This window comes from Burkholderia sp. KL41, assembly GCF_057005415.2.
On sequence record NZ_CM189268.1, the window covers coordinates 863,434 to 879,344 of the forward strand.

13 protein-coding genes are annotated in these 15,911 nt (G+C 65.7%); 1 reads left to right on the forward strand and 12 read right to left on the reverse strand.

Features of this window, described 5'->3' with window-relative positions; translation table 11 throughout:
• Window positions 1-159: 159 nt before the first annotated feature.
• The 3 genes from PQB87_RS37965 to PQB87_RS37975 form a co-directional block, all read right to left on the reverse strand.
• On the reverse strand, window positions 160-1,176 hold the full coding sequence (locus PQB87_RS37965; RefSeq protein WP_502291565.1) for an AraC family transcriptional regulator: 1,017 nt from the start codon (window positions 1,174-1,176) through the stop codon (window positions 160-162).
• Between the two features lie 79 nt (window positions 1,177-1,255).
• On the reverse strand, window positions 1,256-2,086 hold the full coding sequence (locus tag PQB87_RS37970; protein WP_153491034.1) for an oxidoreductase: 831 nt from the start codon (window positions 2,084-2,086) through the stop codon (window positions 1,256-1,258).
• A gap of 473 nt (window positions 2,087-2,559) precedes the next feature.
• Window positions 2,560-2,961, reverse strand: coding sequence for a hypothetical protein (locus PQB87_RS37975; RefSeq protein WP_021157904.1), 402 nt, complete (start codon window positions 2,959-2,961; stop codon window positions 2,560-2,562).
• A gap of 409 nt (window positions 2,962-3,370) precedes the next feature.
• Here PQB87_RS37975 and PQB87_RS37980 point away from each other — a divergent pair, with 409 nt between their 5' ends.
• Window positions 3,371-4,294, forward strand: a complete 924-nt coding sequence (locus PQB87_RS37980; protein WP_060060985.1) for a recombination-associated protein RdgC — start codon at window positions 3,371-3,373, stop codon at window positions 4,292-4,294.
• Between the two features lie 105 nt (window positions 4,295-4,399).
• Here PQB87_RS37980 and PQB87_RS37985 read toward each other — a convergent pair whose 3' ends face one another.
• From PQB87_RS37985 to PQB87_RS38025, 9 genes are all read right to left on the reverse strand, one after another.
• Entirely contained in the window at window positions 4,400-6,070 is a 1,671-nt protein-coding gene (locus PQB87_RS37985) for an ABC transporter ATP-binding protein (RefSeq protein WP_489244515.1), read from the reverse strand.
• A complete protein-coding gene (locus PQB87_RS37990) occupies window positions 6,070-7,176 on the reverse strand; it encodes an ABC transporter permease (protein ID WP_153491035.1) in 1,107 nt (368 codons plus the stop codon). The genes PQB87_RS37985 and PQB87_RS37990 overlap by 1 nt, the downstream gene beginning before the upstream one ends.
• Window positions 7,130-8,182 carry a microcin C ABC transporter permease YejB gene (locus PQB87_RS37995; RefSeq protein WP_489245146.1) on the reverse strand — a complete coding sequence of 351 codons (1,053 nt, stop codon included), beginning with the start codon at window positions 8,180-8,182 and terminating at the stop codon, window positions 7,130-7,132. Before PQB87_RS37995 ends, PQB87_RS37990 begins: the two co-directional genes overlap by 47 nt.
• Before the next feature lie 19 nt (window positions 8,183-8,201).
• Window positions 8,202-10,064: an extracellular solute-binding protein gene (locus tag PQB87_RS38000; RefSeq protein ID WP_489244516.1), complete on the reverse strand. Its 1,863-nt coding sequence runs from the start codon at window positions 10,062-10,064 to the stop codon at window positions 8,202-8,204.
• 114 nt (window positions 10,065-10,178) lie between these two features.
• Window positions 10,179-12,956, reverse strand: a complete 2,778-nt coding sequence (locus PQB87_RS38005; protein WP_060061181.1) for a TonB-dependent receptor — start codon at window positions 12,954-12,956, stop codon at window positions 10,179-10,181.
• A 284-nt stretch (window positions 12,957-13,240) separates the two neighbouring features.
• A complete protein-coding gene (locus PQB87_RS38010; RefSeq protein WP_489244518.1) occupies window positions 13,241-13,816 on the reverse strand; it encodes a helix-turn-helix domain-containing protein in 576 nt (191 codons plus the stop codon).
• A gap of 270 nt (window positions 13,817-14,086) precedes the next feature.
• A complete protein-coding gene (locus PQB87_RS38015) occupies window positions 14,087-14,512 on the reverse strand; it encodes an ExbD/TolR family protein (RefSeq protein WP_027792450.1) in 426 nt (141 codons plus the stop codon).
• Window positions 14,513-14,521: 9 nt separating this feature from the next.
• Window positions 14,522-14,944, reverse strand: a complete 423-nt coding sequence (locus tag PQB87_RS38020; RefSeq protein ID WP_059688572.1) for an ExbD/TolR family protein — start codon at window positions 14,942-14,944, stop codon at window positions 14,522-14,524.
• Between the two features lie 18 nt (window positions 14,945-14,962).
• Window positions 14,963-15,856 (reverse strand): MotA/TolQ/ExbB proton channel family protein, encoded by an 894-nt coding sequence (locus tag PQB87_RS38025; RefSeq protein ID WP_060085598.1) that lies wholly within the window; start codon window positions 15,854-15,856, stop codon window positions 14,963-14,965.
• Window positions 15,857-15,911 lie beyond the last annotated feature (55 nt).

Below are 15,911 nucleotides of genomic sequence, written 5' to 3' on the forward strand. Positions count from 1 at the left end.
CGATAGTTCCGCCGTTGCGACCTGGTTCGGCGCGCTGAGCAATCTTCCGTCCGGGGCACGTCACCGTCATACAGGGTGACGCGCTTTGGCCGCCTGCTTCTGCGTAGCCGTCAACCAGTCGCGGCTACGGTGGGAAGTTCAGGGCAGTATGTCCGCGCGTCAGATCGGTTCGGTCGCAACGCCCGGCGAATTCAGTTCACGCCACCGGTTCGGGGTGATGCCCTCCCAATCGCGGAACGCACGATAGAACGAGCTCGTGTCCTGGTAACCCAGCAGGCAGGACACCTCATCGATTCCCGCGGCCGGGTCCGCAAGCAACCGGCGCCAGAGCTCCTGTCTCGCTTCGGCAAGCAGATCCCGGAATGTCGTGCCTTCGTCCGTGATGCGCCGTTGCAGCGTCCGCTCGCTCATTCCGAGGTCGCGCGCGACGCCCGACAGTTCCGGCCGGCCGCTTGCGAGGCATCGCTTGAGTACGACTTTCACCTGCTCGCGGATCGGGCTGCGCGCGTCGATTTCCCCCAACGCCGCCGTCAGTGCGGGGGTCAGCATGTCGAGCAATTCAGGATTGTGGCCGGGAAACGGACGGCCCAGATCGGTCGATTTCAGCACGAGCGCATTGCGCGAAGCACCGTAGCGAATCGGACAGCCGAAATACGCGCGGTAGACCTCGTCCCTCGGGCCGGTACGAACGAACTCCACGCGACGCGGCGTCACGTGTTGCCCGGTGCCGCGCCTGCCGAGTTCGAGCAGCATCGCGAACGTGACGTCGGTGGCAACGGCGGGTTCCGGTTCAGTGGCGTACGGCCAAGCCGAGGCAAGGATGCATTCGCCGCCCTCTTCGACGATATGCAACTGCTCCGGCGTGCAGAGCCGCTTGAAGCGGGCGACCCGCTCGAGGCCGTCGCGATAGTCTCGCGCATGGAACGCAGCCACGATGAAAGGGGGATGCGTTGCGGCTTCGCTTCCGGTCACCAGCGCGATGCCCAGACCGGGCTCGGGCGCCAGCTGCCCGATCGCTTTCCATAGCGCGAAGTACTGGTCGGTGCTCACGAGCGCTTGCGGATTCAGGTGCAGCGTGGCGGGTAGCCGGGCCTGACGCAGTACCGCGGCCGGCGCCAAGCCGGCGTGCGCCATCGAGCGCCAGAATGCCCGCGGTATCTTGCATCTGTCTGCCATGACTGCGCCCATCGTTGCCCCTGCGTGGAAAAGCCCCTGCCGCTCGTGCGCCCGGCTCGTGACGGGCGCGCGGATCATCCTAGCGCATCTGGCTCATGATGATGCGGTCGAACGCGCGGTCGCCCAACCAGGCGCGGATCAGAATCATCGGTTTCGCGTACTTGCCGGCGACGTATCGCGTGCGCGGTTTCCTCGCGCGCACTGCCTGCGATACGACGTTGGCGATGACATCCGGGTCGGTGCCGCGTCCGTTGCCGTAGGCTTGCTGCGTCGCCTTCGCGACAGCCTGGATCAGCTTCGCATAGGCGCCGCTACCGGAGCGGGTCAGCAGGCTGCGCGAAACCACGTCGCCGAACCCCGTCTCGATCAGGCCGGGCTCCACGATCACGACGCGGATGCCGAACGGCGCGAGTTCGAGCCGCAGGCAATCCGACCAGCCTTCGAGGGCATGCTTCGTCGCGTGATACCACGCACCGAGCGGCGTATAGATCTTGCCGCCCATCGACGTGATGTTGACGATCGTGCCGCTGCCCTTCTCGCGCATGGCGGGCAGGAGCAACTGCGTGAGGCGGGCCGTGCCGAACACGTTGACCTCGAACTGGTATCGCGCCTCCTCGATGCCGATGTCTTCCACCGGCCCGTACAGCCCAAACCCGGCGTTGTTCACGAGCACATCCACGCCCCCGGTTTCCTTGAGAATCGTCTCGACGGCCGCCACGATCTCCGCGTCGCGGGAAATGTCCATGCGCAGCAGCCTCGCGCCGAGGCGTTCGAGGTCGGTCATCTTGTCCAGGTTCCGTGCAGCGACGTAGACCTGGAAGCCGTCCTGGATCAGTTGCCGGGCGATTTCCTTGCCCATGCCCGAGGAGGCGCCCGTCACGAGGGCCGTCTTCTTGCTTCTATCAAACATCGTGGTCTCTCACCGAGTTCTGACTGGCGTGAACGTTACTCGCCGCACGGCGCCGACGCACTAACGAAAGGCGCCACTCCGGTCGCAATTCGCGCCATGGCGAGCGCGGCGGCCGGGAAGCAATCCGCAGCGCAGCCCCTGTTCCGCGCGGAATGGCGCCGTTCGCAACGGGAGCAGCGCCATCCGTCACTGTGCGATCCAGCCTCGGCCCTTACGATCCGGTTGTCTTTCGCGGACGGATCGGCGGCTCTCTCTACGACGACTCATCCGGACGCACGTACGCCTGCAAGGCGACCATCAAGGACGGGAAGATGCTTCTGCGCGGCGACCTCGGCATTTCCGCGCCGGGACAGACCAGGGTGTTCCATCGCGTGAACGGGTAGCGAAATACAGGTTGAAAGACACCAAGAACGCCCCGATGCCGTGGGCATTCGTCGGTGGATTTCCTGGAGTGCTCCGATGAAACGGACAAGCTATCCGAATACCCGCGCCCATACCGCCCGAAGGCGTCGCGCGCGGTCTTCGAGGAGATAGGAGGCCGCCAGCGTCAGGAGCCCTGAAATTGCGCCCGTCACGATGTGCTCGAGATAGGGGATGCGGTAGTGACTCGTGTGCGAGTAGGCGTCGCCCAACGTCGTCAGGCAGCCGACGATCAGCGCATTGCCGTATCGATGCGCATAGAGTTTCGCCACGGGCGTGAACGTCAAAAGGACGGCCAGGAGTCCGGTAAGCAGACCTGTATGAAATGCGATAGTCCAGTGGGCAACGCTCATGATGTTGCCCCAGCTCCCCGGCATGCAGGTCATGCACGCACTGGTCGGCTGCCAGAAGCGCTGGATAAACAGTCTGACGCGATGTTTCCACTCGGTTGACATGATGCATTCCCGTCGATGCCGTTGTCATGGCCAACGCCGCCACACGTATCGTTGAAGCAGTTTCCACACCCTTCAACGAGCTTGCTGCCCCCGTCATGGACAGGCTGGCCGTCGGCCAGAGAGGCAGAACAATAACCCGGACATGGGGGGAATACTACTCCACGATCGGAGGGCCGCTGCTTCGACCGAGGCCGGCATTCGACGCTCGCGTCTGTCGGTGCGATTCGATCCATGACGGGCATCGGGCATCGGGCTTTCGCGCGAAGTCGCCGTCCGGCGTCGACGGCAAATTCAGCCGGTCCATGCGACAGCGCGATGGAATCGTTCAGCCGGTGTATCGACGTTTGATGCCCTGCCTGGCCGGCGAACGTCCCCGTCATATAGAATGATGCGCTTTGCCCGTACGCCCATGTGGTTCAAGAATCTTCAGCTTCATCGTCTTCCGGCCCCCTGGGCCGTTACCCCCGACCAGATGGAAGCCTGGCTGGCGCCCTACGCGTTTCAGCCGTGCAACAGCATCGAGATGCAGCGCTTCGGATGGGCGTCGCCGCGTGACGACGGCGCGCTTGTGTATTCGAACAACCGGCAGATGCTGCTGGTGTTTCGTTCGGAAAAGAAGCTGCTCCCGGCGTCGGTCATCAATCAGGTGACCAAGGCCCGGGCGCTCGAGGTCGAGGAGCAACAGGGCTTCAAGGTCGGACGAAAGCAGCTGCGCGAACTCAAGGAGCAGATCACCGACGAACTGCTGCCGCGCGCGTTCAGCATTCGCCGCGATACTCGCGTGTGGATCGATACGGTGAACGGCTGGCTCGTCATCGATGCGGCTTCACAGGCGCTCGCCGACGAGATTCGCGGCCTGCTCGTCAAATCGATCGACCAGTTGCCGCTCGCCGGCGTTCAAGTGGCGCATTCGCCGGTTGCCGCGATGACGGACTGGCTGCTGTCCGGCGAGGCGCCGGGCGGATTCACCGTGGACCAGGACGCCGAGTTGCGTTCGAGCGGCGAAGGCGGCGCCACGGTGCGATACGTCGGCCACGCGCTGGAAGCGAGCGACATGCGCCGGCACATCGAGGCCGGCAAGCAATGCATGCGCCTCGCGATGACCTGGAACGACCGGATCTCGTTCGTGCTGACGCCATCGCTGACGATCAAGCGCGTGACGCCGCTCGACGTGATCAAGGAGGCGGCGGATCCCACCGCGCAGAACGACGATGAACGCTTCGATTCGGACGTCACGCTGATGACGGGTGAATTGGCGCGGATGCTCGCCGATCTCGTCGAAAGCCTCGGGGGCGAGCAGCAGCACGACTCGATTCAAAAGGCAGCCGCCTGAACGCCGTCGGTTGTCGCGGATCATGGCTGCTTTGCTGCAATCGCTCCGCCACGCATTCGTCAGTCAATTCGCCTGTCGGCCCCATGCGCGCGTCCGGCTGATGGCTCAGGTGATGAGCCGGGCCGAACCGTCAGTCGATCCGGCACACGCTTGCACGATCTGCGCCCCGGCAGCGTCGTCGAGCATCGACGACGCCAGCAGCGCGCGCGTGTAGGGGTGTGACGGCGAATTGAGCACCTGCAGCGTGTCGCCCTCTTCGACGATGCGCCCCGCCTGCATCACGATCACGCGGTGCGCCATCGCGCGCATCACCGCCAGATCGTGCGTGATGAACAGGTAGCTGAGCCGATACCGGGCCTGCAGGCTCGTCAGCAACGCCAGCACCTGCTTCTGGATCGATACGTCGAGGGCGCTGGTCGGCTCGTCGAGCACGAGCAGCTCGGGCTCCACCGCCAGCGCCCGTGCGATCGCGATCCGCTGCCGCTGCCCGCCGGAAAACTCGTGCGGATAACGCAGCATCGTGTCGGCCGGCAGCCCGACTTCCTCCAGCAACGCCGCGACGCGCGCGCGGCGCGCGCCCCCCGCCAGTTCCGGCCGATGCAGCGCGAGCCCTTCGCCGACGATCTGCTCGATCGTCATGCGCGGCGCCAGCGAACCGAACGGATCCTGAAACACCACCTGAAGGCGCCCGTATAGCGCGCGGCGCTCCGCTTTCGCGCGCAGCGCCGCAAGCGGCAGCCCGTCGATCTCGATCTCGCCCGACGCAGGCCGCTGCAGGCCGAGCACCGCCGACGCGAGCGTCGATTTCCCCGAGCCCGACTCGCCGACGATCCCGACCGTCTCGCCACGACGCAAGCTCAGCTGCGCATCGTGCACCGCGCGGAAAGCGGTCTGCCCGAATACCGCGCGCCAGCCTTTCGCGGTGGTCCGGTAGTCGACCGCGAGCGCACGCACGTCAAGGATCGTTCGCGCGTCGGCCGCGACAGGCTCGATCGCGCGGCGCGGCGCACTGTCGAGCAGCCGGCGCGTATAGGGATGCCGCGGCGCGTCGAACAGCGCGCCGGTTTCGTTTGCCTCGACGAGCACGCCGTGCTCCATCACCGCCACGCGCTGCGCGAAGCGCCGCACGAGGTTCAGGTCATGCGTGATCAACAGCACGGCCATTCCGCGCGCGGCGGCCTCCTGCTCCTGCAGGTCGAGCAACAGTTCGACGATCTGCTGGCGCACGGTCACGTCGAGCGCGGTGGTCGGCTCGTCCGCGAGCAGCAGCCGCGGACGGCACGCGAGTGCCATCGCGATCATCGCGCGCTGCCGCTGGCCGCCCGACAACTGGTGCGGAAAGCTGTCGATACGCCGCTCCGGCTCCGGAATCCCGGTGCGGCGCAGCAGCTCAATACCGCGCGTCCGCGCCGCGCCGGGCCTCAGCCCTTCGTGCAGCCGCAAGCTCTCGGCGATCTGCCGGCCGATCGTAAACAGCGGATTGAGCGCCGTCATCGGCTCCTGGAACACCATCGCGATGTCCGCGCCGCGGATGCCGCGCATCTGCCGCTCGCTCTTCGTCAGCAGATCCTCACCGTCGAACAGCACGCGCCCCGACAAGCTTGCCTGCCGCACCAACCGCATGATCGACAGCGCGGTCACGCTCTTGCCCGAGCCCGATTCACCGACGAGCGCGACCCGCTCACCGCGTTCGACCGACAGGCTCAGCTCGCGCACGACCGTCCGGTCGCCGAATCGGGCGGAGAAGCCATCCATTTCCAGCAACGGGGTCGTCATCACCGGCCTCCGCCAAATGCCGAGCCACGCGTGCGTGCATCGAGCGCGTTGCGCAGCGCGTCGCCGATGAAGGTCAGCAGCAGCAGCGTGACGACCAGCGCCGCGAACGCCGATACCGAGATCCACCACGCGTCGAGATTGTTCTTGCCTTGCTTGAGCAGCTCGCCGAGGCTCGGCGTCGGCGGCGGCACGCCGAGCCCGAGGAAGTCGAGGCTCGTCAGCGACAGGATTGCCGCGCTCATCCGGAACGGCAGGAACGTGATCACCGGCGTGAGGCTGTTCGGCAGCACGTGGCGCCAGATGATCTGCGCGTTCGACAGCCCCATCGTGCGTGCCGCTTTCACGTAGTCGAGCGCGCGGTTGCGCAGGAATTCGGCGCGGACGTAGTCGGACAGCACGAGCCAGCCGAACATCGACAGCAGCCCGAACAGCAGCCACAGCGACGGCGTGAAGATCGACGCGAAGATGATCAGCAGGTACAGGTCGGGCAGCGCGCTCCAGATCTCGATCAGGCGCTGGCCGATCAGGTCGGTGCGCCCGCCGTAGAAACCCTGCACCGCCCCCGCGAGCACGCCGATCAGCATGCCCGACGCGGTCAGCGCAAACGCCATCAGCACCGACAGCCGGAACCCGTACAGCAGCCGCGCGAGCACGTCGCGCCCGAACTGGTCGGTGCCGAGCCAGTTGCTGGCCGACGGCGGCGCAGGATACGGGCGCGACGCGAAATAGTCGATCGTGTCGTAGCGGTATCGGTTCGGCGGGAAGATCGCGAAGTTGCCGCGCGCATCGAGGTTCGCGCGAATGGCAGGGTCGAGATAGTTCGTCTTCGCGGGAAAATCGCCGCCAAAGCGCGTTTCCGGATAGTCCTTCACGATCGGGAACGCGTAGTGCCCGTCATACCGCAGCACGAGCGGCCGGTCGTTCGACAGCACGTCGGCGAACAGGCTGATCGCGAACAGCGCGACGAAGATCACGAAACTCCAGTAGCCGAGCGGCTGCGCGCGAAAACGCAACCACGTGCGCCGCCACGGCGACGGCGATTGGCCGGCGCGGTCGCGCTCAGCGGTCCAGGCTGTTGAACTGGATACGGGGGTCGACGAGGACATAGCAGATATCCGCGATGAGTTTGGTCAGAAGACCGATGAGCGTGAACAGGAACAGCGAGCCGAGCACGACCGGATAGTCGCGGCGGATCACCGAGTCGTACGACAGTTGCCCCATGCCGTCGAGCGAGAACAGCGTCTCGATCAGCAGGTTGCCGTTCAGGAATGCACCGACGAACGCGGCCGGCAGCCCGGTCAGCAGCGGGATCGCCGCGTTGCGCAGCACGTGCTTCCACAGCACGTCGCGCTCGGGCACGCCTTTCGCGCGGGCGGTCAGTACGTACTGCCGGCCGATTTCATCGAGGAACGTGTTCTTGGTCAGGATCGTGACGATCGCGAAGTTGCCGACGACCGACGCCGTCACCGGCATCACGATGTGCCACAGATAGTCGAGCGCCTTCCCGATCAGCGTCAGGTCGTCGAAGTTGTCGGACGTGAGCCCGCGCATCGGGAACACCTGCCAGAACGTGCCGCCGCCGAACAGCATCAGCAGCAGCACGCCGAGCACGAAGCCTGGCACCGCGTAGCCGGCCAGCACCAGCACGCTCGTCACGGTGTCGAACCGCGACCCGTTGCGCACCGCCTTCGCAATGCCGAGCGGCACCGACACCAGGTACGTGAGGATCACCGTCCACATCCCGAGCGTGATCGACACCGGCAGCTTCGAGCGGATCACGTCCCACACGCGCGCATGGACGAAGTACGAATCGCCGAGGTCGAATCGCGCGTATGCCTTCAGCATCATCCAGTAGCGCTCGAGCGGCGGCTTGTCGAAGCCGAACTGCCTGCGGATCTGCTCGACCTGCTGCGGATCGACGCCCTGGCTGCCGTGGTAGCCCCCGCCTCCGCCGCCCGCCTCGCCGCAGTGCGCGCTGCCGTGGCGCAACTGCGTGAGGACCTGCTCGACCGGGCCGCCCGGCACGAACTGCGTGACCGCGAACGTGATCGTCACGACGCCGATCAGCGTCGGGACCATCAGCAGCAGCCGCCGGAATATGTAGCCAATCATCATGGTGCTCTCCGTTCCGTCATGTACCGGAAACCCGCGCGGCGCCCGCCGGATTCTTCCGGTACCAGTAGCTGATGATCCAGTCCTCGTACTGGTAGGAATCCGGAACGATGGCCGGATGTCCGTAACTCGCCTTGTACGCGATCCGCGCGTTCGGCAGGTAGTAATGCGGCACGAGGATGTACAGGTTGATCAGCACGCGGTCGAGCGCGTGCGTGGCCGTCTCGAGATCGTCGAGCGTGTCGGCCGCGAGCGCCGCGCGGATCAGTGCGTCGACCGCCTTCGACTTCACGCCCGGATAGTTCTCGGAGCCGACCTGCGACGCCGCCGCGCTGCCGAAACGGCGCGCGAGCTCCGCCCCCGGGATCGTGACGGGCGAATAGATGAAGGTCGTCATGTCGTACTGGAAGTTGTCGAGGCGCCGCTGGTAAAGCGCGCTGTCGAGCTCGTGCAGCGACGCGCGGATGCCGAGCGTGCCGAGCGCCTGGATGTACGGCAGGATCAGCCGGTCCATGCCCGGCTGGTCGTCGATGATCTCGATCGTCATCGGCGTGCCGTTCGCGTCGCGCAGCGCACCGTCCCGGAAATGCCAGCCGGCTTGCGCGAGCAGGTCGCGCGCCTGCTTCAGGTTCGCGCGCAACGAGCCAGGCGGCAGCGTCGACGGCGGCAGGATCATCGGGCCGAACACCTCGGCCGGCAGTTCGGCGCGATACGGTGCGAGCAGCGCCAGCTCGCGCTCGCTCGGCATGCCCTTCGCGCCGAACGGGCTCGCCGCCCAGAAGCTGTCCGTGCGGCGGTACTGCCCGTAGAACATCATCCGGTTCATCCAGTCGTAGTCGAATGCGAGCGTCAACGCATGACGCACGCGTACGTCGGCGAACTGCGGTTTGCGCAGGTTGATCAAAAAGCCCTGCATCTGTGCGGGGCCGTCCGGGAATTCCCCCTGCTTCAGCATCCCGTTGCGGAAATTGCGGCCGACGTAACGACGTGCCCATTGCGTCGCGCTGTATTCCATGCGCGCATCGATGTCGCCGGCCTTGAATGCCTCCAGCATCGTGTACTGGTCGAGATACAGCTTGAACGACACGCGCGCGAAGCGGTACATGCCGCGCCGCGACGGCAGGTTCGCGGCCCAGTAACGCGGGTTGCGCACATAGACGATCTGCTTGTCGTTCTTGCGCTGCTCGATCAGGTAAGGGCCGCTCGCGATGGGCGGCACCGTCGCGATCTGGTCGAACGGCGGCCGCGTGCCGTCGGCCCGCATGCCCCACTTCGGCGAGAACACCGGCAGGTCGCCCGCGATCAGCGCGGCGTCGCGCTCCGCATGCTTGAACTCGAAGCGCACCGTGTGGCCGTCGACGACCACTGCGCGCCGGATCACCGAAAACTGCGCGTTGAAGAGCGGCGACGCCTGCGGGCCCGACAGCGTGTCGAACGAGTATTTGACGTCGTCCGCGGTGATCGGGTCACCGTTGGAGAAACGTGCGGCCGGATCGATGTGGAACGTGGCCGACAGCCCGTCGGGCGCGACCTGAACGTCGTCGGCGATCAACGCATACTCGGATGCGAGCTCGTCCCAGCTGCGTTGCATCAGCGTGTCGAACATCAGGTTCTTGATGTCCGGTGCGGGCGAGCCGCGCACGAGGAACGGGTTCAGCGAATCGTAGCTCTGCGCTTCGTTGTAGTTCTGAAAGGCCAGCGTGCCGTCGTCCGGCGCGTCGGGGTCCGCATACGCGAAATGCGTGAATCCCGCCGGATACTTCGGCGCGCCGAACTGCGCGATCGCCGGCGCAGCCACCGCGCTCGCGATCGCGACGCCGTACGCGAGCGCGGCTGCGCACACGGCGATCGCGCGCCGCGCATGCAACATCGATACTGTCATCATCGGTCTTCGTGTGATCGCACCGGCGCGCGGCCGGTGCCATGTCGATTCGAAATGCGGGAACGCATGCCGCCGGCGACCGCAACGGCCGACCGCATGCGCGGGCACGCGCCGTCAGAACCGGTAGGTCGCACCGGCCTGCGCAAAGCGGCCGACGTACGTGTACAGCGACGTGTCGTAGCCGGTCTGGTAGGCCGCGTTCATGTACACGGGATCGAACGGCGGCTTGCGGTTGAAGATGTTGTTGATGCCCGCATACAGCGTCCAGTGCTTGAACCCGGTATAGCTGACGGTCATGTTGAACTGGCTGTACGACGCGACGCTGTCCTGCATGTTCGGGTAGTTCCCGGCCGGCAGGATCGCCTGGCTGTACGGGCCCACGTAGATCCACGTCAGCGTCGTGTTCCACTTCCGGTAGTTCCAGTTCAGGTCCGTATTGCCCTTCCAGCGCGGGAAGCTGCCGCCGAACGGCTGGTTCACCGAACCGTTGTTGCCCGCGAAGTCGGTATCGACGCCGCCCACCGGCATCTTGAAGTGCCACACGTACGCCCAGTCGCCCGACAGCGTGAACGTGCCGATCGCCGTCTTCACCGACTGGCGGAACGTCGTCTCGAAGCCGTCCGTGTCGAGATGCGACAGGTTCTTGTACGGCATCACCACGTACGCGATCGAACCGTTCGGGTTGCGTATCACGCGAGACGGATCGTTCGCGTCGACCACGCTCTGCACGTCGTCGGTGCCGATCACGTTGTCGACGTGGATCTTGTACCAGTCGAAGCCGATGTCGGTCGTGCGCGTCGGCGACAGCTGGAAGCCGATGTTGTAGTTCTTCGTGCGCTCGGGCTGCAGGTTCTGGTTGCCCGCCTGGATTTCTTCCGTCAGGTTGTACGAGCCGGGCGCGTTCCGATCGTGCGCGTCGATCACGCCTTGCGTGGAGAAGGTACGCGACGCCGTATTCTCGATCAGCGTCGGTGCACGGAAGCCGCGCGTGTACGACGCGTAGGTCGTGAACTCGCGCACCGGCTGGAAACGCAGCGCGAAGCGCGGCGAGAACGCCCCGCCGAAATCGCTGTAGTGATCGTAGCGGCCCGACTGGCTGAAGGTGAGGTTTTTCAGGATCGGTACGTCGAGCTGGTAGTAGACCGCCGCGACATTGCGCTGGCCGTTGACCGACTGCATCGCCGGCCGGATGAGCGTGCCGTCCGCCCAGCCCGAGCCAGTGCCGATGTACTGGGTTTCATGCAGGAATTGCGTACCCAGGCCGAGGCCGACGTTGCCGGTGGGCAGCGTGAACAGGTTCGGCGTCGCAATCGTCGCATCGACCGAGTCGAGTTTCGTGATCGCCTGCGTACTGGTGCTGCCATAGGCGCCATCGAGGCCATGCGGCGTCGCGGCCGGATTCGCGAAGTCGAACCCGCCGTTCTGAACGATGTTCTCCAGCGCGGACGCCCGCATCCGGTTCGAGAAGTCGTTCGACACCTCGCTCTGCGAGTGCGAGTACGCCACCGACCAATCCCAGTCGCCCACCTTGGGCGTGGAGAAGGTACCCTTGACGCCCGTCGCCGCCCGCCAGAAATTCGCGCTCGTGCGAACAGACTGCGTGTCTCCGAACGTGTAGCGAAGCTGCGTCGGCGTGCCGAACGGATTGTACGGATTGCTGCCCGGCACGACGTTCGGCACCAGCTTGACGCCCCCCGTCGCGGGATCGTACGTCTGCGTATTCGAACGCAGGCGCTCGACGCCGGTGTTCGTGACCGTCGTATTGTTGCTTTCCCACAGGTCGGCGAATGCCTGCATCGCGTCGTTGATCTTGAAGTCGGCATGCACCTTCGCGCTCAAGCGTTCGGTCCACGGCGAGATCGACGATGCGTATGCGGTGTTGTTGCCGCACACGCTGCCGCTTTCGCCGAATGCCTGCGCGGTCGAGCCGGCCGGAATCGCCTTGCCGCCGCGCGGGCATGGCGACAGCGGCACGTCGGTGCCATTGCGCCGCCAGTACGACAGCGATTCGTTGTTCAGGCCGCCGGGGAAATTCGAGAAGTTCTGGTTCTGCGACATGTCGCGATCGGACGCCAGAATCCCGTTGGACTTGTAGTAGCTGAGTGCCGCGGTCACGTTGAAGCGATCCGAGTTCAGGTCGCCGATGCCGCCCAGGATGCTGAACTGGGTCGTGCCCGCGCCGCCGCCGCCCTGCGTCGCGCCGCCGTAGCTGCCGCCAAGCTCGAGCCCCTGGAAGTTCTTCTTGGTGATGATGTTCACGACGCCCGCGATGGCATCCGAGCCGTACTGCGACACAGCGCCGGTCTTGACGATCTCGATGCGGTCGATGATGTTGATCGGCAGCGTGTTCAGGTCGAAGAACTGGTCGGTGCCGTTCACGGCGAACGCGTAGGGTGCCACACGCTGCCCGTCCACCAGCACCAGCGTGTACTTTTCGCTGAGGCCGCGCAATGCGATGCCCGCACCGCCCGGCGCGAAACTGCCCTGCGCGCCCGAGCCTTCGCCCCAACTGCTTGACGAGTTCGCCGACACGCCGCGCAGGAAGTCCGATACCGTCGTATAGCCGCTGTTCTCGATGTCCTTGGCCGTGACGGTCTGCACCTGGTTGAAGCCGACCTTGTCCGCGCTGCGGATCAGCGAACCCGTCACCTCGAAGCGCTTGATCTGCGCGACCTTGCCCTGCGCCGCCGCCGCGCCGCCGGCCGGCACACCGGCTCCCGGGCCCGGCTCACCGGTTGGCACCGGCGCATCCTGCGCGACCGCCGTCGCAATCTCTGCCCCCCCGGGCGACGGCTGACTCTGCGCGAATGCCGGCGCAGCCAGCGTGGCCGTCAGCGCCATTTCCGCCCAGATCATCCTCTTGATAGCCAACGCCAAAACTCTCTGCTTCATCTTGGTCCACTCGTTCATCAATAAGAACCCACCGGTTTTGCCCGGGATCTTGTGAATCCCCGCCCGCTTCCGGGCCCCTGCGTACCGGCCCCGTGATTTCCGACCTGCCACCTGCACTGCCTCGAGCCCACCGGCAACGCGAACTGCGCGGCACCTGCGCCCCGTGTTGCCGGCCCCTTCGTTCGGCGCGGCCATCCCGACCGCACGCCTCACGCATTCCGTCCAAAAACATTCAGTAATACTTATGTAAGCACCCGGTGAAACGGATGCGTTTTCGTGTTCTCTCAGGCTCCGGTCGGCGCCCCGACCCAGACGATCACCGCTTCCTCGTTGGTGGCGTTGCTCCAGACCTGGGTCGGGGTCGACTCGTAGTGCGCGGCATCGCCCGCTTTCAGCACGACGGTGCGGTCCTCCAGCGTCAGCTCGAGCTCGCCGTTCATCACGTAGACGAATGCCTCGCCGGCGTAGGGCGCCGCTTCCGGCGTGGCCCGGCCGCGTGGAATCCGGAACAGCCTCGCATCCAGCTTCGTTCCGCTCGCCAGATGCGAAAGCTGTGCGAACGCACTGGCGAGCGACTCGACGCCGCAGTGCTGCAGCGCTTCGCACTGGCACGCCGGCGGCATGTCGGGCGACCCGCCGACGAAATGGTCGATCGTCACGCCCAGCGCCTTCGCGATGCCGACGAGCGTCGCGATCGACGGCATCGCGCGTCCGCGTTCGATCTGCGACAGGAACGGTTTGGAAATGCCGGCCGCAGCGGCGGTCACATCCAGCGTGAGCTTGAGCTGCCGGCGCAGCGTGCGAATCTTGTTTCCCATCGAGGTGGCGACAAGCATCGATTCATCGGAAGACGAAACCATAGTGAGACACGAACCCGTAGTCGAAACTGTTTGATGAATACGCTCCCCCGGTCGACGCGATCGCAGTGCGCATTCAGCGCGACTGCGTACCGACGGAAACCGTGATCGCGCGGCGGACATTCGATGTTACGGCTTTCCCGGTTTTCACATCGCCTCCTTCCATTTGCACTACTGATCGACATGGATTCCCGGTGGTCGTGTCGCATCGTCCGCTCCGTCAAGGGTTCGTCGGGCCTCGCAAGGTGCCGGTCTCCGGCCCTGCCGCCAGCCTCACGGCATGTACTGCTCGTTGCCGATGAGGCCGATCTTCGTCGCCCCGACACGCTGCGCGCTTGCCAGCACGCCGGCGACGGCCCGGTACGGCGCGAGCTTGTCCGGACGCAGGCGGATCTCCGCCTGCACGGGCTCCGCGGCGACGTGCGCGAGCTTCTGCTCGAGCGCCGCGCGATCCGGCACTCGCGCGCCGTTCCAGGTCGTTGCGCCATCGGCGGCGATGTCGATCTGCACGGCCTCCGGCGGCTTCGACGGTGGCGGCGGATTGCCGACCGGCAGGTCCATCCGGACCGAGTGCATCTGGATCGGGATCGTGATGATCAACATGATCAGCAGCACCAGCATCACGTCGATCAGCGGCGTGGTGTTGATGTCCACCATCACGTCCGGCTCGCCGCCGCCCGAAGATACGTTCATGCCCATCGTCGACTCCTACCCGCCGCGCGCCGGCGGCTCGGTGATGAAAGAAACCTTGGCGATGCCCGACCGTTCGCACGCGGTGATCACGCGCCCGATGAATTCGTAGCGCGTGTTCTCGTCGCCGCGTACGTGCACATCGGGCTGCGGCGACATCTGCGAGATGCCCTTCAGCTTCGCGAGCAGCGTCGGGCCGTCCACGTGCGTTTCGCCCCAGAAGAATTGCCCGTTGCGATTCACCGCGATTTCGACGCTTTTCGGCGTCGTCTCCAACGGCTGCACCGTTTCCTTCGGCAGCTCCAGCGGAATCGTGTGAGTCACGACCGGGATCGTGATCAGGAAAATGATCAGCAACACCAGCATCACGTCGACGAGCGGCGTCGTGTTGATGTTGGCGATCACGTCGTCGTTGTCGTCCTGCCCGACGTTCATGGCCATCGCGCACTCCCGCCTGCGTCAGTGCACGAGCGATGCGGCCGGCGTTCCGGCGGCCCGCACCGTGCGCTTGCCGCCCGCGAGCAGTACCGTATGCAGCTGTGCGCCGAAGTTGCGCACCCGCTCCATCACCGACTTGTTGCGGCGGACCAGGAAGTTGTAGCCGAGCACGGCCGGCACCGCGACAGCAAGCCCGATCGCGGTCATGATCAGCGCCTCGCCCACCGGGCCCGCGACCTTGTCGATCGACGCCTGCCCGGCGATGCCGATGGCCGTCAGCGCGTGATAGATGCCCCACACGGTGCCGAACAGGCCGACGAACGGCGCGGTCGATCCGACTGTCGCGAGGAACGCGAGACCATCCTGCAGCCGGTTCGACACGTTGGTGATCGCGCGCTCCACCGAGACGTCGATCCACGTGTTGCGATCGACCGCCTCGAGCAACGCCGCGTCGTGATGCTCGCCGGCCTCGATCGCGGTCTCGGCGATGAACCGAAACGGCGACGCCTCGTCGAGCAGGCTCGCGCCGGCCGACAGCGACGGCGCTGACCAGAGCTGCTCGTCCGCGAGCTTCGCACGCCGGTTCGCGCGGAATTGCTCGAGGAACTTCGCGATCATGATGTACCAGCTGCCCATCGACATGATCACGAGCAGAATCAGCACGAATCGTGCGACGAAATCGCCGTTCTTCCACAACGCGCCGAGCCCGTACGGATTCTCGACGGCCTGCGTCGCCGCCGGTGCAGGCGGCGGCAATGGCTCGTCCGCCGCCGCCTGCGGCGCGGACGCCGTCGCGGCCACGGCCACCGGCGCGCTCGCCTCGGCAAACGCCGGCTGCGGCGCAACCAGCGCCTCGAGCGCGACGGAGGATATCAACATGCAGGCCGCGAGTGCAGCCAGTGAACGCTTTGCCATACCTACTCCAATTATTTCGTTTAACTGATCGATTGAAATTCCCGTCCTGCCGCCC